The organism is Arcanobacterium sp. (ex Cirak et al. 2026), from assembly GCF_053585065.1.
The window spans coordinates 147,678-167,097 of record NZ_JBQJCE010000002.1; the positions used below are offsets into that span (position 1 = coordinate 147,678).

17 protein-coding genes, 1 other RNA gene and 3 pseudogenes are annotated in these 19,420 nt (G+C 51.8%); 10 read left to right on the top strand and 11 right to left on the bottom strand.

The annotated features are described in order from the left end of the window. Position 1: 1 nt before the first annotated feature. From ACTOVJ_RS01860 to ACTOVJ_RS01870, 3 genes and pseudogenes are all read left to right on the top strand, one after another. Complete coding sequence (locus ACTOVJ_RS01860; RefSeq protein WP_449501125.1) at positions 2 to 286, top strand: type II toxin-antitoxin system RelE family toxin; 285 nt, start codon at positions 2 to 4, stop codon at positions 284 to 286. A gap of 95 nt (positions 287 to 381) precedes the next feature. Further along, complete coding sequence (locus ACTOVJ_RS01865) at positions 382 to 585, top strand: PH domain-containing protein (RefSeq protein WP_449503910.1); 204 nt, start codon at positions 382 to 384, stop codon at positions 583 to 585. 226 nt (positions 586 to 811) lie between these two features. Further along, positions 812 to 1,009: pseudogene (locus tag ACTOVJ_RS01870) on the top strand (hypothetical protein); the annotation flags it as partial. A gap of 260 nt (positions 1,010 to 1,269) precedes the next feature. On the opposite strand, the gene ACTOVJ_RS01875 reads toward ACTOVJ_RS01870, so the two are convergent. Continuing rightward, on the bottom strand, positions 1,270 to 1,392 hold the full coding sequence (locus ACTOVJ_RS01875) for a hypothetical protein (protein ID WP_449503986.1): 123 nt from the start codon (positions 1,390 to 1,392) through the stop codon (positions 1,270 to 1,272). A 305-nt stretch (positions 1,393 to 1,697) separates the two neighbouring features. Between ACTOVJ_RS01875 and ACTOVJ_RS01880 the strand changes: the two genes are divergently transcribed. The 6 genes and pseudogenes from ACTOVJ_RS01880 to ACTOVJ_RS01905 all read left to right on the top strand — a co-directional run bounded on the left by ACTOVJ_RS01880 (position 1,698) and on the right by ACTOVJ_RS01905 (position 10,847). After that, the gene (locus tag ACTOVJ_RS01880; RefSeq protein ID WP_449504608.1) at positions 1,698 to 2,135 is read left to right on the top strand and encodes a DUF2326 domain-containing protein; all 438 of its coding nucleotides are present in this window, start codon (positions 1,698 to 1,700) and stop codon (positions 2,133 to 2,135) included. Between the two features lie 107 nt (positions 2,136 to 2,242). Further along, positions 2,243 to 2,713, top strand: a complete 471-nt coding sequence (locus tag ACTOVJ_RS01885; RefSeq protein WP_449504609.1) for a site-specific DNA-methyltransferase (adenine-specific) — start codon at positions 2,243 to 2,245, stop codon at positions 2,711 to 2,713. Positions 2,714 to 2,756: 43 nt separating this feature from the next. After that, entirely contained in the window at positions 2,757 to 4,208 is a 1,452-nt protein-coding gene (locus ACTOVJ_RS01890; protein WP_449504618.1) for a site-specific DNA-methyltransferase, read from the top strand. Between the two features lie 12 nt (positions 4,209 to 4,220). After that, positions 4,221 to 7,187 carry a restriction endonuclease gene (locus tag ACTOVJ_RS01895; RefSeq protein WP_449503906.1) on the top strand — a complete coding sequence of 989 codons (2,967 nt, stop codon included), beginning with the start codon at positions 4,221 to 4,223 and terminating at the stop codon, positions 7,185 to 7,187. A gap of 14 nt (positions 7,188 to 7,201) precedes the next feature. Then, on the top strand, positions 7,202 to 10,048 hold the full coding sequence (locus ACTOVJ_RS01900) for an SNF2-related protein (protein ID WP_449501130.1): 2,847 nt from the start codon (positions 7,202 to 7,204) through the stop codon (positions 10,046 to 10,048). A 1-nt stretch (position 10,049) separates the two neighbouring features. Continuing rightward, positions 10,050 to 10,847 (top strand): annotated as a pseudogene (locus ACTOVJ_RS01905) (DUF3644 domain-containing protein). Positions 10,848 to 11,032: 185 nt separating this feature from the next. On the opposite strand, the gene ACTOVJ_RS01910 reads toward ACTOVJ_RS01905, so the two are convergent. From ACTOVJ_RS01910 to ACTOVJ_RS01935, 6 genes and pseudogenes are all read right to left on the bottom strand, one after another. Continuing rightward, positions 11,033 to 11,191, bottom strand: coding sequence for a hypothetical protein (locus tag ACTOVJ_RS01910; RefSeq protein ID WP_449504610.1), 159 nt, complete (start codon positions 11,189 to 11,191; stop codon positions 11,033 to 11,035). Positions 11,192 to 12,238: 1,047 nt separating this feature from the next. Continuing rightward, positions 12,239 to 12,424: a hypothetical protein gene (locus tag ACTOVJ_RS01915; protein ID WP_449504619.1), complete on the bottom strand. Its 186-nt coding sequence runs from the start codon at positions 12,422 to 12,424 to the stop codon at positions 12,239 to 12,241. 2 nt (positions 12,425 to 12,426) lie between these two features. Then, a pseudogene (locus ACTOVJ_RS01920) lies at positions 12,427 to 12,558 on the bottom strand (transposase); the annotation flags it as partial. Between the two features lie 196 nt (positions 12,559 to 12,754). Next, on the bottom strand, positions 12,755 to 13,264 hold the full coding sequence (locus tag ACTOVJ_RS01925) for a hypothetical protein (protein ID WP_449501134.1): 510 nt from the start codon (positions 13,262 to 13,264) through the stop codon (positions 12,755 to 12,757). A gap of 266 nt (positions 13,265 to 13,530) precedes the next feature. Beyond that, positions 13,531 to 13,833 carry a hypothetical protein gene (locus ACTOVJ_RS01930; protein WP_449504493.1) on the bottom strand — a complete coding sequence of 101 codons (303 nt, stop codon included), beginning with the start codon at positions 13,831 to 13,833 and terminating at the stop codon, positions 13,531 to 13,533. 185 nt (positions 13,834 to 14,018) lie between these two features. Continuing rightward, a complete protein-coding gene (locus tag ACTOVJ_RS01935; RefSeq protein WP_449501136.1) occupies positions 14,019 to 14,846 on the bottom strand; it encodes an SAR2788 family putative toxin in 828 nt (275 codons plus the stop codon). Between the two features lie 267 nt (positions 14,847 to 15,113). Here ACTOVJ_RS01935 and ACTOVJ_RS01940 point away from each other — a divergent pair, with 267 nt between their 5' ends. Beyond that, entirely contained in the window at positions 15,114 to 15,359 is a 246-nt protein-coding gene (locus ACTOVJ_RS01940) for a hypothetical protein (protein WP_449501137.1), read from the top strand. 704 nt (positions 15,360 to 16,063) lie between these two features. Here the strand turns inward: ACTOVJ_RS01940 and ssrA are convergent. The 4 genes from ssrA to ACTOVJ_RS01960 all read right to left on the bottom strand — a co-directional run bounded on the left by ssrA (position 16,064) and on the right by ACTOVJ_RS01960 (position 19,403). Further along, positions 16,064 to 16,444: a transfer-messenger RNA gene (ssrA, locus tag ACTOVJ_RS01945) on the bottom strand. Positions 16,445 to 16,645: 201 nt separating this feature from the next. After that, positions 16,646 to 17,221: an NADPH-dependent FMN reductase gene (locus ACTOVJ_RS01950; RefSeq protein ID WP_449502642.1), complete on the bottom strand. Its 576-nt coding sequence runs from the start codon at positions 17,219 to 17,221 to the stop codon at positions 16,646 to 16,648. Positions 17,222 to 17,397: 176 nt separating this feature from the next. Further along, positions 17,398 to 17,898 (bottom strand): SsrA-binding protein SmpB, encoded by a 501-nt coding sequence (gene smpB, locus ACTOVJ_RS01955; protein WP_278013590.1) that lies wholly within the window; start codon positions 17,896 to 17,898, stop codon positions 17,398 to 17,400. A gap of 152 nt (positions 17,899 to 18,050) precedes the next feature. Beyond that, entirely contained in the window at positions 18,051 to 19,403 is a 1,353-nt protein-coding gene (locus tag ACTOVJ_RS01960) for a peptidoglycan DD-metalloendopeptidase family protein (protein WP_449501139.1), read from the bottom strand. Positions 19,404 to 19,420 lie beyond the last annotated feature (17 nt).

Here is a 19,420-nt window from a genome sequence, read left to right on the forward strand (position 1 = left end):
CGTGCCTGTTACACCAAAACGATACCGAGTTGAAGTCACTTCTCACGCACGCAAGCAACTCAAGAAGATGGACCGATTCGATGCTCGAATCTTGGCGACATGGATCAAAAACAACCTAGATGGCTGCGCGGATCCGCGGGCATTCGGAAAAGGATTGACATCGAACCATTCAGGCGAATGGCGCTACCGTGTGGGCTCATACAGGATCCTTGCACTCATTGCCGACGCCACGATCACTATCGAAGTATTCTCTATTGGCCGCAGAGACAAAATCTATCGCGACTGATGCGAAGCGGGTGCGCTGTAAAACCCAAAGATTTGTGAAGTGCGGTCGCCGTCTTTGAAGAAGTTCCGATCCCACAAGATGTCAACTAGGTTCTTGTGCAAGGAGAACAACCTTATGCTGCCTACAAAACTCTGCGCGATTCAGCAATTTTCACCTCAAAACGATTAATTATCCGTGATGCGCAGGGAGTCACTGGCAAAAAGGTGGAGATCTATTCAATTCCCTACTCATCAATCAACATGTGGTCAACTGGAGGAAACGCAGGGCGACTGGACTTCAATGCCGAAGTCGAGCTTTAGACGCGCGCTGGCCGTCTCAAAATTAATCTCGATAGGAAAAATGATGTCCGCCAGATTTAAGGTCGCAGATGTCGTTGATGGGTACGATCAAAAACCTGGACAGGTGTGGGTTCGATGTGGCTATAGTGATCCGAAGAATGGTTTGGTGCATAGGCGTTTGATCCTGGAGTGCATGAGAGCGATTGAGTGTCACAATGAATGAGTTGAGGAACTACCCAGATTGGTTATGGGCTCTGCGTTACGGTTGGCAGGCGTCGCCAGCTTTTGCTACAGCTTCGACGATCATGCTTCTTGGTGTCGCTCTTATTCCGGCTGTCAACGTTCTATTAATTCGACAGCTCTCGAATTCTCTTTCAAATTCACATGGCGCAATCGGGCTCATTGGGGTGGCGTTAACCTCTCTGGCGGGCAATGGCAAAGACTCACCATCGCGCGTGCGTATCTCTCAGACGCACCCGTGTGGTTCCTTGACGAGCCAACAAGCGCAATTGACGCACCCACAGAAGAGTTGATTTTTAACAAGCTCTCAAAAGAAGCGTCAAAAAGAATCATTATCCTCACCACCCACCGAGTCTCGACTTTACGATCCACAGGATTCATCTACGTTATGAAGAAGGGCACGATTGTCGAAGAAGGCACTTTCGGAGAACTCCTTTCACATGAAAGCGAGTTCAAACAAATGTTTCACTCCCAACTAGAAAACACCGCCGCTCCCCTCTCCAGCGCATCAAACAACGCATCGAGTTGACGCAGATCGGCCAGTCGGAAAACAGGCATTCCTTCGGTTGCTGCTTCAAGCTCGCGCATCCTCGCTCGCTTATGACCAAAGCTCTGGAAGTGCCAGTACAAGATCGAATCAGCACAAAACGTCTGCCGAAGGTTTTCGAGATTTCCATTGCAGATTGGCTGCCGATCAAGGGTTAAATCCACGCACATCACAAATGAGCACAGGTTCCATTCTGCTATGATTGGCGGCGAAGCCCCGGTGGAGTGCTATCTGTTAGAGTAATCTGGCAGGTATTCTCGCCAAGGAACGCAAACAGCTCAAACAAGAAATCGATGAGGCGATCCCTCACACCCTCGACCATTTGACCTACACGATCAACGCGCAGATGAAAACCGTCAACGATGCTCTCTACCCTCAGCAGCGCCGCAAGAGCCCACTGTTTTCATTCAAAGCAGCAACAAAAGGTGTCTCCTACACGTTCGACCACAACGGAGACACAGGCTCTGGCGCTCAGGCTAAAAACCTCATCATATTCGACCTCGCCGTGCTGCGCAGCACCCCGCTGCCGTTCCTCATCCACGACTCGGCAATCATCAAACCAGTAGCCTTCGCACCAGTACGCAAACTCCTCATTGATCGCGACATGACCCGCGAAGACCTACGCCACCAAACCGGTCTATCACCAGCGACCATCGCTAAGCTCGGGCGTGACGGGAACGTCACCACCGATGTCCTCGCACGAATCTGCGCCGCACTCGACTGCACTTTGGCGCAAATCGCTGAGGTTGTGAATAGTCCAGACAAGGAAGATAAGCGTGAATGAGGCAACAGCGAGTGCGAGGAGCCCTGGCGAGGCAGCACACGAATAACCCGAAACAGCACACAGCGCCACTGACATCACAAAACTTTCTCGACCGACGGAGCATCACAATGACTGAAAACAAAGTCCCAAGTACCACACCAGACTTCACCACCGACGCCGCGGCCAAACTGGCAGAACTCTTCCCTGAAATCGTTGCCGACGGCAAAATCAACCTCGACACCCTCAAGACCATCCTCAGCGCCGACGTTGAAGAAGGTCGCGAGCGTTTCGGCCTCACCTGGCCAGGCAAAGCACAAGCGATCCGCACCGCACAAGTACCCACCACAGCCACTTTGGCACCAGATAAAGAGAACTCGCTGAACTGGGACACCACCCAAAACGTCTTTATTGAAGGTGACAACCTCGAAGTGCTCAAAGTCTTGCAGAAACACTACTACGGGCAGATCAAGATGATCTACATCGATCCGCCATATAACACCGGTAACGACTTCGTTTACACCGATAATTTCACAGACTCTATAGGTAACTATCTTGAAATTACGGGACAGGCCGACGGGGGGGGGGAGACTCTCCACTAATTCTGAGTCAGCTGGCCGTTTTCACTCCAACTGGCTCAACATGATGTATCCGCGCCTCAAGCTAGCCCGCAATCTTCTGACCGAAGATGGCGCGCTGTTTGTGAGTATCGACGATTCTGAGTTCAGTCACCTAATGGCTCTCGCTACGGAGGTGTTTGGCGAAAATAACTTCATCGGCACAATGATTTGGGCAGCAGGACGAAAGAATGATTCGAAGTTTATTTCGACATCTCATGAATATATTCTGTGTTTCGCCAGAAACAAACAGTTGCTTTCATCACGAAAAATCACCTGGAAAACACGGAAAGCTGGTCTTGAAGATATCTATGCCCAAGAAAGTGCTCTTCGAAGACTATACGGAGAGGACTTTAGGAAAATTTCAGAAGGGCTGAAAAATTGGTTCCGTGCTCTTCCATCTGATAGCCCTTCTCGGAAGCATAAGCATTACTCAAATGTGGATGATCGCGGCGTCTTCTTCGCGGACAATATTTCCTGGCCGGGTGGAGGCGGGCCTCAGTACGAAGTTCTCCACCCAGTTACACATCGTCCTGTAAGGCAGCCTTCTCGAGGTTGGCTATTTCAAGAGCCAGTTATGCAGGAAAAAATTGCAAAAGGAAGAGTACATTTTGGTTCTGATGAGAACCAAGTCCCCACATTTAAACGATATTTAAAGGAAACGGAGTTCGAAGTCCCATACTCTGTTTTCTATCAAGATGGACGCGCTGCAACTAAACGACTACATAAACTTATTGGCAAGAAAGTCTTCGATTTCCCAAAGGATGAAGAAGTTCTTAAAACCCTCGTAGCGATGGTAACCGACGAATCCGATTTGATTCTTGATTTCTTCGCTGGTTCTGGTACCACCGCTCATGCGGTCATGCAGTTGAATGCTGAAGATGGTGGAAACCGTAAGTGCATTTCGGTGCAGTTGCCGGAGCCTACGGGTGAGAAGTCTGAGGCTCGCAAGGCCGGCTACGCGAATATTGCGGAGATTACGCGTGAGCGTATCCGTAGGGCTGGCGCGAAGATTCTCGAGGACGAAGCTGGCAAGCTAGATGGGCGTGCTGAGAATCTAGATGTGGGTTTCCGTGCTTACAAGCTGGTGGATACGAACTTTGCGAAGTGGAGGGCTGATTCTGGCTTGTCGGAGGATGAGTTTGTGGGCTTGTTTGCGGGTCTGGCTGAGTCAGCGAGTGATGATGCGCGCCCCGAGGCTTTGCTTGCTGAGGTGCTGTTGAAGCTTGGCTTCTCACTATCGGAAAAGGTCGAGGCTATTGAAATTGCGGGGCTGTCCGTGTTTAGCGTGGCTGATGGTCTTGTTGTTGCTTATTTGGATGAGCACACCACACCAACGTTGGAACAGCTACGTGCTCTCGTAGCTCAGGAGCCGGAGCGGTTGGTGATCTTGGAGGATGCGTTCAAAGGCAATGATGAGTTAAAGACGAACCTGGTACAAGAATGCCGTAGCCATAACGTTGATTTGTGGACTGCGTAAGGCGAGGTTACGATGCGTTTTCAGTTTGATTCCCGCCAGCCCTACCAGATCAGTGCAATCGAAGCGGTTACGGATTTGTTTTCTGGCCAGCCGCAAGATGCTGACCAGCTCTTAACGAAGCTTGAGTATTTCAACCCGCGTCTGCCTTTAGAACTTCTAGGTTTTGGCGATGACACGCTTGACATGTCTTTCGGGAACGGAGCGTACGGTAACAACCTCGTTCTTGACGAGGACACGATCCTTGACAACCTCCGCAGGATTCAGGACCGTAACGGTCTTGAAATCAACGATGGCTTGGTTGATGGGTTGCAGTTCGATATTGAGATGGAGACTGGTACGGGTAAGACGTATGTCTATCTGCGTACGGCCTTTGAGCTGGCGATGAAGTATAAGTTCACCAAGTTCATTATTTTGGTGCCGTCGGTGGCCATCCGTGAAGGTGTGAAGACCAGTATTGACTTGATGCGTGATCATTTTCGTCACTTGTATCCGCAGATCAATATGGAAGCCACGGTGTATTCGGGTGAGCGTGCTGAGCAAGTGCGTGATTTTGCTACGGCTACGTCTTTGCAGTTTATGGTGATGACGATTGATTCGATCCGAGGCGATAAGAATACTCGTATTATTCATCAGCAGCGTGACAAGCTTTCTGGTTTGCGGCCGCTGGATTATTTGCAGGCAACTCGGCCGATTGTGATCATGGATGAGCCGCAAAACATGGAATCCCTGCTTGCTCAATCGGCTGTGGCTGAGTTGAACCCGCTGTGTACCTTGCGTTATTCGGCTACCCACCGCACGACTCGCAACGTGGTCTACCGGCTGGATCCGATTGATGCGCACCGGCTCGAACTGGTGAAGAAAATCGTCGTCTCGGATGCTCTCGAACTTGGTAGTGCGGCCAAGCCGTATGTGAAGCTCCTTGAGGTGAAACGTGACCCTGGTTTCAAAGCGAGCCTAGAATTAATCTGCCGTAAGAAGGACGGCTCATATGCCAAGCGCAAGGTGAACGCGACACAGGGCGCAGATCTGGAGCGGCTCTCGGGCGGAAATCCTGCTTATGAGGGGAATTGGCGGATTAACGAAATCAGTATTCAACCTGAGCAGATTGAACTCACCAATTACGGGTATCTGCGCGTGGGTGAAGAAATCGGCGGGAACCAAGACGCGGTATTCCGCGAGATGATCCGCGAAACCATCCGCGAACACATCCGTAAAGAAACCCAGGTTCATGAGCGCGGTATTAAGGTGCTGTCACTGTTCTTCATCGACAAAGTCGCCTCTTATCTTGGTGAGGGTATTAACAACTTGGATGCGGACGGTGAGTTCGCACAGGCCTTCGATGCGATCTACGAAGAAGAACGCGCCAAGAACGAAGCCTCCCACGCATTCTTGCCCGTTGACCCAGTGGAAGCCCGTTCGGGGTATTTCGCTCAAATGAAACGCGGCAAGGGCAAGGCTGCTCAGATCACGTTCAAGGATTCATCTGGTAAGACGAAGGCTGACGATGATGCCTACGAGCTGATTATGAAGGACAAGGCGCGTCTGCTGGATATGAACGAACCAGTGCGTTTCGTCTTCTCGCATTCGGCACTTCGTGAAGGCTGGGATAACCCGAACGTGTTCCAGATTTGCACGCTGCGCGACATGACCTCAGAAACCGAGCGACGTCAAACGATCGGTCGGGGTTTGCGTTTGCCAGTTGATCAGAACGGTGAACGGATCAAAGACGGCTCGACAGCCCAGTTAACGGTGGTTGCGAATGAGTCATACAAAGCCTTTGCTTCTGCATTGCAAGATGAATATAAGGCTGCTGGTGTAGCGATCGGCTATGTTCGCAAGACCGAGTTCGCAGCGCTACCTGTTGTTGACACATCTGGTAAAGAAACCCGGCTCGGGACGAAACGTTCCGGTGAGATCTGGGATTGCTTGTTTGAGCGTGGCTACATCAACGCGGCTGGTGAAGTGTTGGGCACATGGGTTCCTGACCAGCTCGGCTTCACCGTCGGACTGCCTAAAGAATATGAAGGTTATGAGGACGAGGTTATTCGCATCGTTGACGGATGCAAGATCGAAGCTGTGGTCAAGCCCAAGCGTAAGCGCGTGACCCGCACGCTCAACAAACAGGTGTATGCTACCCCAGAGTTTGAAGAATTCTGGGAAAAGATTACCGCTCGTACTTCGTACCGGGTTTCCCTGGACCGTAATGATCTGATCTGGCGCAGTATCGCGAGCATTAAACAAGCGCCACCGATTGACCCGATCCGCATCCAGGTCACCCGTACGGGGCTTGAGATTACCCGTGGCGGTCCGAAAGGTTCCGAACTCGGTTCTCGTTCGACGGTGCTCACTGATTCGTATCCGTTACCGGACATTATCAGTCAGCTTCAAGAAGCAACATCGCTCACCCGCAAGACGATCATCGACATCTTGCTTGGCTCTGATCGGATTGGCGAATTTCTTACCAACCCGAATGACTTCATCAAGATGGTCACCGAGCGTATCGAGACCGAGCTCGCCCACACGCTTATTGAAGGGATTCAATACGAGCCTATCGGCGGCAGTATCTATGAGCTTCGTGAACTCCAAGCTGACGGACTGTTTGAGAAGGATCGGTTCATCGACCAGTTGTACAAGGTAACTAACAAGGAAAAGACTGACTTTGACTACCTTGTACTGGATTCAGCGGTAGAACGGCAGTTCGCGCAGTATTTGGATGGGCGTGAGGACATTAAGTTGTTCATGAAACTACCTGACAAGTTCCGTATCCCAACCCCTGTTGGTGACTATAACCCGGACTGGGCGATCATCAAGGTTGAGGACAGCATCGAGTGCTTGTATCTAGTGCGAGAGACGAAATCGAGCCAAAACCCGATGCACCGTCGTCCGTCTGAAAATGCGAAGATCACTGCAGCGATCAAGCACTTCGAAGCTATCGGGGTGAACTATGCGGTGAGTGCTCCGGAACGTTGGGAAATATAGGAGGAGGACACGCGTTGCGGCGTTTAAGTGACTACCAATCCAAGCTCTATGCCCACGAACTGGATCGCTCGTATGCCTCCGAGCATGTTGGCAAACTCGCAGGGCTACTGTTTGATGCGCAGGTCGAGCCCAAGCCTCACCAGATCGATGCAGCCTTGTTTGCCCTGCAGACCCCGTTCACAAACGGGGTGATCTTGGCTGACGAAGTCGGGCTAGGGAAGACAATCGAGGCAGGTATCGTCATTAGCCAGTATTGGGCGCAACGCAACCGCCGCATCTTGATCATCGCCCCGTCCTCACTACGCCAGCAGTGGAAGCAAGAACTCGATGAGAAGTTCGCCCTTCCCGCCGCGTTACTCGATCGGTCAAACATCGACGAGCTCACCGGACCAGGTGCTCACGATCAGATCTTGATCTGTTCGTACGAGTTCGCGAATTCCCAGACCGCGAAAATGATCCGCCCCTGGGATCTCGTGGTCTGTGATGAGGCCCACCGGCTGCGTTCTTACTGGACAGGGCAGGCGAAAATCGCTACGAACGTCGCCCGTATCTGCCACACGGCAACCAAGACAGTGATGCTCACGGCTACGCCGTTGCAAAACCGGCTCGAGGAACTCTACGGTTTGGTCAGCGTATTCGCACCCGACTATTTCCATTCCCTTGATGCGTTCAAAGAACGCTATATCGACAACCCGAACGGGGTGGGCAACGATGATCTTGCCGCGCGCGTAGCCCAGATCGCCAAACGTACTTTGCGCAAAGACGCAGACAAGTACATTCGATTCACTGAGCGTACGCCCTTGACCGTTGCGTTTACCCCCAGTGACGCGGAAATTGAGCTCTACGACAAGATCAACGAGTATCTGCAGCGTCCGTTCTTGTGGGCGTTCGCAAAGTCCCAACGCCACTTGTCCGCGCTGATTATGCGTAAACGTCTTGGATCCTCGTCTTATGCTGTGGCCTCCACACTTGAACGCACAGCCGATCGTCTCGAGGCTGAAGTTCGTGCAGGGCGTCGGCGTAACGACGCTGGCGGGTTCATCACAGATCCAGATATCACCAGCGAGCTCAAAGAAGAAGCAGAGACCTCCCGAGTTGATACGGCGGTTATCGACCCCGCTGACCGCCAAGAAATGCTGGAAGAAGTGACAGAGCTACGTGACTATGCGACCCTCGCAAGGTCTATCACGGTCAATCAGAAAGCAGTCAAGCTTGTCGACGCGCTCGAGCAAGGCTTTGAGAAGCTACGAGAAATCGGTGCTCCAGAAAAAGCCATCATCTTCACCGACTCCACCGTCACGCAAGACTACCTAGCAAGATCACTGACCGAAGCCGGATGGGGTGAAGGCCTCGTGCTGTTCAACGGCACGAACACCTCCACCCCCGCTAATGTCATCTATAAGAGGTGGCTCGAAGAGAACCAAGGCGGAGATCTTATTACTGGTATCCCAGCTGCAGACCGGCGCAAAGCGCTCGTTGATGAATTCCGTGAACGCGGCCGACTCATGATCGCCACCGAAGCTGCCGCCGAAGGCATCAACCTGCAGTTCTGCTCCATGCTGGTGAACTACGACCTGCCGTGGAATCCGCAGCGCATTGAACAACGCATCGGGCGCGTGCACCGATTCGGCCAAAAACACAACGTTATCGTCGTCAACTTCTCCAATAAAGGAAACCTCGCCGAAGAACGCATCCTCGAACTACTCACCGAAAAGTTCCAGCTCTTCACCTCCGTCTTCGGCGCCTCCGATGAAGTACTCGGACAGATCGAAGACGGGCTCGACTTCGAGAAGAACATCGGGCGTATCTTAGACAACTGCAAGACTGCAGCCGAGATCGATGCAGCCTTCACCGAACTCGAGGCTCGCTACGCGAAACAAATCGATCGTGAGATGAAGAAGACGCGGGCGAAAGTCTTCGATAACCTCGATCCGAAAGTACGCGACAAACTCAAATCATACGACGCTCAAACCGGTATCGTTCTCAATGCCTTCGAACGCCTCCTGATCGACGTCACCCGCCATGAGCTCGCCGACTTCGCCTCCTTTAACGACACTGGCACGCGCTTCACGCTCCACGATGCACCCGAACCAGGTATTCCCACGGGGGATTACTACTTCAAATCGGAGCTGAGCAAGGGAGCGCACCAATACCGCTACTCAAGCGACCTGTGCGCATGGGTCATCCGCCACGCGAAAAACCAGGAAACCCCGCCCGCACGAATCACCTTTGACCTGAAAAAATCTCAGCGGGTCACCACTGTTGCCAAACGGCTTCGCAAAAAGAGCGGACGACTGCGGATCGATGAAGTCACCTTCCAGATGCACGCCGGAAAGCAAGACCTACGCGAGTCCTACCTACTCCCCGCTGGATTTTTTGACGACGGTACGCCAATGGATCACGAGCAAATCCGCGACCTCCTCGACCTTGACTGTGCCGATATCGTCCTTGAGCCCATCGCCAAGGATGGGTTTGAAGATGCAATGACCTCTCAGCTCAAGGAACTCGGTGCAGATGTCGAAGCGCGTAACGCACGATTCTTCCTCCAACAAGAAGAACTCATCGACGCCGCCCGGCTCGACCTTAAAGCAAAATTCGATGCGAAAATTCGTGCATATCAGGCCAAAGAAGCCACCGCAGCTAAAGCCGCACGCAAAGCTACAAGCACCACTGAAGAGCTCAAGCTCAAACAAGAAGCGCGCCAGTGGCGACGCAAAATCGACGACGCCGAGGACGATTACCGCACCGAACGCAACCACCTTCGTAACGAGTCCGACGAATACTTAGACAACGCCCGCAACGCACTTAACGCGAGCGAAACTAGGCGCGAACTCTTCACAATCAACTGGAAGGTTCAATAAAATGCCCAAACTTCCCAGATGGCGTCGACTTCTTGAGGAATCTCGTCGACAGGCTCTCGTCGCGATTGACTTCTATAACCGGCCAGGCGACCGACGTAGTTATAGCGATTTCATAGTACATCTGCACCTCGCGTGGCAGGATCTCCTCCTCGCGTCGCGCATGAGAGGCAAACGCCAAATCTACTACCAGAGCAAACGAAAGTACGTGAAGAATCCTGACGGCTCGCGTAAAACGTGAGAACTCGGCCGCTGCCTCAAGGAAGAATATGACGAGAATGATCCTATCCGAAGCAACTTGGAATTCTTCATTGGGCTGCGTAACAGGATTGAGCACAATTTTGAAGATTGCTTACTGGTTGTTACTGCTTCGGAAGCACACGCATGCATTATTAACTACGAGGCAGAACTCATTCGACGATTCGGAGATGAGTTTACGCTTGGGAATGACCTCAAGATCCCAATTTTTATCCACTCGTTACAACCTGCTGAATACGATTACATGGCAGAGATGCGACGGGGTATACCTCGGGCAACCCTAAACTACATCACAGAATTTATGGCAGGCCTGCCGAAGGAAACTTCCAGTGATGAAAAATTCTCTTATCGATTAGCACTCATGCCAGTGAAGGGTCCGAAAACCGAAGCGGACATGGCTTTATCTTTCGTTAATATCCACGACTTGAGCGAGGAGGACAAGCTAAAGCTCATGGGCAAGGAAGGCAGCGTAATCATCGCCGAGAAGTTCCGTAACGTCGTTCACGGTGATGAGATGTTGCCAAAAGTCATCCGCGCGGTGTGAGAAAGCTATTAGCTCAGTAGGCTTGTACGTCTCAGCAAGTTGATGCGCGAACTGCTGTCCATGGCCATGTCGTCGATATCCCTCTCGTACTTCAAAAAAGGAAACTCCAAGGACAGAACGCTCTGACGAAAGAAACTGGTACGAATTCGAAAGCCGTCTTGGAACCACTTCGGCGCGAGCCACGTCTATTCCGTTGCGAGGAATTTAACGTAGTCAATTCGTGGGTTATCAGCGGCTCTTTCCTTCCTGCTAAACCACCACTCAGGATTAAAGCCGTCAATTTCTCGATCAAACGGAGATCGGTGATCCATCGTCTGTTTCATTTTTATGAGGTCATACTTCATACGTAAATTCTATGAATAGGAACCTCGAAATTCTCACACAGCATATCTGAATACCTTTCGACGGCACCCATATTTTTCGACGCAAGCCACACTTTTGGGCACTCCCCTCCCCCCCTCAGAGCACCGTTCACAGCCTCAACAGAGCACCCAAAACCGGCTCGAACACCCGCTTCCACGCCCTCTCTACACCACACCAGAAACGCAACAAACCCCTCGAATTCCTTGTTCTACCAAGTAAAACTCGGAACCCGAGGGGTTCTTTTCGCACCCACACTTTTATATCCAAAGTAGAGTGCAGATGTGTTGGACAACGATCATTTCCTGTCATAGGGGTCGAGTTCGGAGGCGAAAAAGCCGACGCCAACTTCAGAATCTTGTTCGTCCGCCGTAACTCGGCGTTCTCTCTCTTCAGGCGCCGGATCTCCGCGTTTTCTTCACCGTTCAGATCGGGTCTACGGCCCTCGTCGACTTGTGCTTGAACATGCCAGCGCCGCAGGGTTTCCCATACCACACCCAGTTTCATAGCTGTGTCGCCAAGAATCCCCGTCAACAACGCCGACGAATCATCACGCAGCCGTTCCTCTACCAACCGAACCGCCCGAGCCTTAAAATTCTGCGAATACCGTTGGGCTATAACCCAATCCTCCTCGAAACAACCAGGGAACAAAACCCAGGACGCTTCAGTATTTAGGAAACCGTTCCCTAGCTCAGTCTCGCATTCAATGAGCTCCCATTCCCGAACTTTTCGACGCTTTCCTATACCTTTTGACGCTCAGCGTTCGGAAAGGAACGTGTGTGCACAACCGCGTCCAGTCACCGTCCAAGCGTGGTACAACAAGGCAAATTATGGGAGAGCGACTCAGGTAACCACGAGCGCTGTTCCGCTACTGACCGAGCATTTCCCGTGTTACCGCGTCATTTCACGCAGCAAGGGCGTCCGCTGGCGGCGGGCAGAACGTCGAGAACGCCAAGCGTAATACCCCGCTCAGCTCACGTCGAGCACATCTGCCATGAGTATGATTGGCTAATTTTCCTTCTCCGCTTCCATCAATTCAAACCGTTGCGCCTGTGTTGCTTGGCTGGGAAGAAGGTGCTTGCTTTTTCCAGGAATTCATTTTCCATGGCAAGCCGAACATTTTCCTGACGCAACCGGGCAATCTCGGCATGTAATTCTTTAGTCGTTGGCTCGCCAGTACGCTCCGACTGGCGTCGTTCTCGCTCATGCTTGACCACCGGTCCAGCAACGCCTCGCCCACACCAAGATCCCTCGCAACGGAAGCAATCGTCAAGTTTTGATCAATCACAATCGACGCCGCATCATGACGATACTCCGGGGTAAACGTCCGCCGCGTTTTCTTCTTCCTCATATGTCCTCATGACTCTTTTCAAGCCGGCTAAACCAGCTTAATCAAGTGTCAACAAACAAAGGGTAACCCCACGACGGCAGTTTGAGGCGAGCGAAGAAGTGGTCATATTCGCTGGAACGAATCCGAGACCAATCGTACGGAGTTCGAGCTCCATCTATAAAGCTAAGGATGTGTAGCCCAAAGAATTGGTGTCTTCTCAACCAGCCTGACTGACTTGCGCGACAGCGGAGCACACAGCGTTGTTGGCATCCTGTTCCACTTCGCAGGCCAGACTAAGCGCGAGGGCAATAATTGATGCGGCTGATGTTGAAGCACGTTCATCAGAGAACTCTTCTACTAAGCTCTTCTCGATGATGATAGTATTGTCGTTTTCTGCTGAAGTTGTCTCTCCGGTTTTTACCCCAACGGTAAATATCGAACTGGCAGGGAAACTCTCCTCTTCAAGAAAAAGATTCGAATACGAAGCGAATATCCTAGTATTTCTGGTCGTCAGATCTTCGAGTAGTTGCTCTATCTGATCATCTCGATGTGTTAATGAATAACTAATATTTACAGCAAGCGGTTGCAGTTTCGTTGCTATCTGCAAACCTTCAAGTATGGCGTGTTTAGAAGACCTTCCATCGGCATCCGAAATGTTGATGAATACGAGTTCATCAACTGGAATATCTACATAGTCGGCGACACTAGTCAACGTTTTGAGGATCATGGAAGCATGGTCGCCCCCGCCCATGGCTCCGGACGTAGAATCGCAAGTGAGTTTTATACCAGACGGAACACGGCCATTCGGACAGCCGTCATCTAGGACTACGAGCCGTCTCGCACTGTTGTATTCAGCACTAGGCGAAGGAGCACAAGAGACCAGCATCGAGGAGATCACCGCAATACATATCGCGAGTAATAGAGCGGCTGTCGGTACCAGGCGTTCGCTAATCGCCGAGTACCGACAACCGCCAATATTCGATTCGTTGGCCATTAGTCAAGCACTTGATCAAGCAAGCTGGTTGGTCGAACTTCAAACTTTAGCTTATTCAAATGCAGAAGGTACTGACCAAAGTCGGTCACTATCGATTGCTTCTTATCGCTGAAGTCCGGATGCTCAACGAAAGTATCTTGCACATATTCCATGAGGGTCTCCACTCGAGCAATCTTCTTTTCTGCGAATTCTTCAAGTAACAGCATGGAAAGCTCAGCAACATTGTCACAACACCATGGGATTACCAGATGGAGGTTCGACACTAAAGCGATGGCAATCTCATCATCTTCACTTCCGTCCAAGCTTCTTATTGCCGATACTACGAAGCGCGAAAAACTTTTATAGTTCTCGTCTGACTCCTTCCATTCCGAGTACATATTAGGTTCCCAGAATCCAACAGGACGAGAAAGAATCTCATTCCTCAATTCACCAGCAGATAATGAATTTACTGACTCTACTAGATCAGTAAAGTACTCATAATCGCTACTCATTTAACCACCCAAGCATCAGATACCTTGCCCCCGCTCTTGGCATAGCGAACAATTACTTTCTTGCCTTTGTACCAGTACGTCACTTCAACATGGTACTTATACGCCTTGTGCGTGCCATTCGCCATAGCATTTCCAACAATCTCAGCAATCTGCTCGCGAGATTTCGCACCTACAAGATTCCAATTGTGCTTAGCCTGCATAATATGCTTCCAGCCGTTTGAGTTTAGAGTGTTGAGCAAGTAACTCTTTGCAGCCTTCTTAATCTGTGTCTTGGTGTACTGCTTAATCGCTACCTTCAATCCAACTCGTGCGACTGCTCCAAGCACAACCAGCACAGGAAATGCTTGTGCCTCAGCAAGCGTCGTATTGATTGTCAGCAGCTCGCCAGTGGCGCGAGAGCGTAGCTCTGCGACATAATCACCACTATCCTCATTGAGAACAGTCAAGCTTACTACATCCAGCGAATCAGAAAGCTCATCGCCGTCAAGAACTGCCGATACTTCTACGTTAATAAGTCCGTCGTCGTGGAGAACAACCGTAGCTCCTCCATCTACCTGCTCGACGTCAACTACGGTTATTTTCTCGACACTTGGATCGTTAAGAGCATTAGAAACGAAAACGTCATCTACTTCTTCGGAAACGCTCTCCTTGATACCGTCGTCGGTAATGCCGAGCGATTGTTGGGCTTGGCTTATCTCTTCACTGGAATAAGTCTCGACCTCATTGGTTGTGTCTGTAGCAGATGCTATACCTGTTGTGCTAATGCTTAGCGCGATAGCTACTACCGCTCCAGTGAGTGTTTTCCACAAGACTTTTCTTGTCATATCTGTTCCTTTCGTCTTGCCACATCAGTTTGGCGGGTTTGCGACATGGGAATCTGGGTCGCGTTACCTCTTAGAGACCACGCTATTGTAACAACAAAGAACTGCTCGGGCGAAAAAGCGCTCTAGGACTCAAGGTATGTCGAGCTCCGTCGATTATAGTGACAATGCAACTACACCACATCATAACGCAAGGATGTGGAGCGACAGCTGGCGAACTTCGTAAAGGCGATTGCGCAGGGTATTTTCAGCGCGACTATGACTGTAGCCATGCAGGACTTGGAAGAGTGCCAGGATCAACTTACTGCCGCAATTCAGGTTGAGAACATCAAGGCGACTCTGTACAAGGATGAGACATCCATAGGTGCTTTCTTCAAGAAGCACGCTGATGCGAAGCTAGACGATGCGGATACACACGTGATGCTCCTGGATTATTTCGTAGACAAGATTTACATCGGAGATCGTACTCTCACCGTCGCCAGTTGGTTCCATGACCGCGGGGAACACATTACTTAGGATGAGGTTGTTGAAGCCAAAAAGAAGGGTCCCATGTTGAACTCGTGAGAGAGTTCGACATGAGGGACGGTGGTTGTCGAAGATCAATCGCAAACGTCATCCAGCGGTGCGGTCGTTGTCGAAGAACCGTGGCGCACTTCCTCGAACCCCTCATACAACAGTATAGGTATGCGCAAGGCGGGTGCCACTGCAAGGCTCCCTAAAAGACGCCCCCTAGAACGGGCTACTGACGACTTGGGTTCACTACGGAAACCTTGTGACAACCACCCCATACTTTGTGACGGTGACCTGAACTTATTGACACCCCTCGGTACCTGGAGCGTCAAGACAGCCGCCAAGCACCCAAACCACCAACAACCGAGCCGCCCCAACGGTCACCTGTACCCTGCCAGAACGCAGAAACCCCTCTGGATAGACGACCGGTCAGACCAGACGAATATTTGGAAGGATTCTCAACTCGTTCGAATCTTCGCGCCCAAGCACCCGCTTCCACGCCCTCTCCACACCACACCAGAAATACAACAAACCCCTCGAATTCCTTGTTCTACCAAGTAAAACTCGGAACCCGCGGGGTTCGCGCCGCACCCACACTTTTGTGCTAGCAACGCTTTCGCGTTACGCACAACTTCCTTGGCTTCACAAGCATTTGAGCAAGCTCAATGCTTCACTCAGCCTGCGTCGTTGTATCCAAAGTTGAGTACTAATGGTGGAGCTGGGGAGAATTGAACTCCCGTCCGACGATGCAAAACCCAAGTCTTCTCCGGGTGCAGTTCACAAAACGTTGTTTTCGGCTGGAGTGCTCACGTGAACAAGTCACTCACCAACCTAGAAACTTTAAAAGTCCCGATCCGCTCAGTTTCCTAGCAGACCAGCAGTGGCTTTCTCAAACGACGCCAGGAATCCATCCGGAAAGCACAGATGGTCTGACGGACTTCATTTAAATGCGCTCGCGCTCAGGCAGCGAGGGCGAAGTCGTTGTTCTGCTTGTTGGCAGTTATTTTTCGCTTGGAATCGTTTAAGAGATGACCAAGCATCCTCTACCCGCTTCCCTTCGGCAGTCATCGCCGTCGAAACCGATCAGCCCCGTATTCAGTTGTGAAACAACGTGTCCACCGATACTACCCGTGCCAGTCACAAAAGTCCAGAGTTAAGCGGACACTCGCTCGCCTGCCTCCGTCCGCTGCACCATAAAACACGTGAGGGACGCGTTCATCACGCGCCCCTCACTAACGAATGCTGTCACACAGCAATCATGTGCTGTGAACGAATCATGTGCTGTGAACGAATCACTTGCCGTTCACGTTGGTCTTCTCAACGAGAGCAGCGAAGCGCTCAACGTAGTCACGCACGAACTTCTCAGTGCGCTCCACGAGCTTGCCATCCTCACCGAAAAGCTCCGGCGATTTACCCAAGAACACTTCAGGCTGACCCGGCGTCGGCATATCGAAGTAGGACAGAGCCAGACGCAGGTTCTTCTGCGCAGAATAGCCGCCCATTGCACCAACTGAGTGGGAAATAATGCCAGCCGGACGGTTCTTCCATGCCACATCCGAGTTTGGCTTGGAGCCGATATCCACCGAATTCTTCAGCACGGCCGGAATAGTGCGGTTGTTCTCCGAGGTCACGAAGAGCACGCCGTCAGACGCCTTGATGGTCTCACGGAAATCCGTGTACGACTGTGGAGTCGGCGCGTCAGTCTGCTCCGGATTATCGTAGTCAAAGTTGTACAGCGGAAGATCACCAATCTCCACGATCTGCGCCTCAAAACCTTCCGGGAACATTCCCAGTGCTTCGGTAGCAATCTTGCGAGCGTAAGAACCCGTGCGCAGTGAGCCCACGAGAACAGAAATCTTGTATGTCATAAGAACTCCTTGTTCGAATGTGTACCCGGTACCGGGCGCGTCATATCCAGCATAACGCTTAGGCCGTCGGTCCCATTTCTCCTGACGCCTGATTTCGCCGTTAGCGACATAGCTCCTCTGTCACTGCAAAAAGCCAGATTTCGTGTGCAACAGAGCCTTCGACGTCGGCAGTGCAACTAGCGCTGACGACGTCGAACCTCAGCCAACGCGCGATCCGTCTCACGCTTATCTTGCTTCCGCTTGAGAGTTTCGCGCTTGTCAAACTCTTGCTTACCACGCGCAATTCCGATTTCTACCTTCGCCCGCCCACGCAGGAAATACAGTTCCAGCGGAACGATGGTGTACCCCTTTTCGCGGCTGCGCACCGCAAGTTCATCAAGTTCATCCTTGTGGAGCAATAGCTTGCGCTTCGCTGTCGGACGGTGATTCGTCCACGAGCCCATTGCATACACCGGAATATTCATGCCAATAATCCAGGCTTCTCCACGCCGATCCACCTCGATCCACGCCTCGGTGAGCGAAGCACGTCCCATACGCAACGCCTTCACTTCCGTGCCCGACAGCACCAATCCAGCCTCGAAACGATCATCAATAAAGTAATCGTGAAGCGCCTTCTTATTGCGCGCGATCATGGCTTTCGCATCAGCGGCCGCCTTCGCCTTTTGCGCAGCACTCATCTTTGCTTTTGCCACAATCGACCTACTTTCTTTCAGATACCTCGGTTCCAGTGTAACCGGCGACGACGTTGAGGCGCACCCGGCGCTTGCGGTTCCAATAATTCCAGTAGTACTGAGAGAAAATGGTACCGGCAAGCCCACACCGCGAGAAATCACCCGAAACGCTGAGTGAAGGACGGCAGGCTCATCGGATTAATAACGCTACCGTTCTTCCATACTTCAAAGTGAACGTGACATCCGGTCACCATTCCCGTTTGCCCGGTCCAACCAATGACTTGTCCCTGGCTCACCGACTGTCCCACGCGAACATTGAATCCCGAGAGATGGTTCGTCACCGTCACCCACGAAGATCCGTTGACAATCCCATGGTTGATGAAGATCTGATTTCCGTGTGTCGAGTTCCCCGCAGCAGGAACGACGCGTGCAACGGTTCCGTCGGCCGGCGCACGCTGCGGCTCCCCGCAGGAACTGCGAAGATCGACACCGTTATGCATCCACCGGCTGCCGTCGAAGGGATAAATACGCATTCCCCACGGACTGGTGACATATAACGGAGCTGGAACCGGCGGATGTAACCAGTATCCCGATCCCGTATTGCGCGACGTCGTCGAACCTCCTGAACCCTGACCACCAGACTGATGACGTCTCTGTGCTTCACTCGCACGACGCGCAGCTTGGGCAGCTTTTCGCCGATTTTCAGCATCAATTTTGGCGATTTCTGCTGACGTAGCGTCACGCGCGGCAGTCACTATCTGGATATTCTTCTTGAAATCCGCTTTACGTGACTCGAGTTGTTTCGCTTGATCCTTGAGATCGTTTTCGAGCTTTTCGAGCTCGTCTTGTTTAGCCTGCGCCTGTGCACGCGATTCTTCACGCTTGACCACGATCGCATCAGCTTTCGCTTTGAGTTCACTGACTTCTGCTTCGACAGCGTTCTGGCGAGACTTTTGGTTCTCACTCTGCGCCGCCGCCTGCTGAAATGCTGTCAGCGACGACGCTTGTGTGCGCGAGATTGCAGAGGAAACGAGATACGCATCCAGAAAATCCTTCGACGACGTCGCCCCGACAATCAGCGACAGCGCCGACGGCTGGAGCTGCCCGCGGTAGGTGGCACGAGCAAGCTCACCGAGATTATCGCGCGACTGTTCAGCCTTCTCTTTTGCATCGCTGATCGCCGCGTTGATCTGACTCAGTTCATCACGCGCTGCACTTAGGAGCGCGTTGTTCGCCTGAGCCTCGCGGTTAGCAGCAGCAAGCTGATCTTCAGCTTTCGCTAAGGCTTCTTGAACACCCGGCAGCTTGCCCTGAGTTTCCTGGAGTTGCAGATACGCCTTCTGAAGTGACATATCGACCCCTTCAAGCGAAGAGGAGAGATTTTCGATCTTTTGGTTCTGCTCTTTTTGCTTGTCAACCAGGTCAGAGCGGTCATCGGCAAATGCTGGAAGAGCGTACACTGAGGCTACGGTAAGCGCGATTGCCGATAGACACGCAGACGTCTTGCGCATGTTTCTCCTTTGACTAT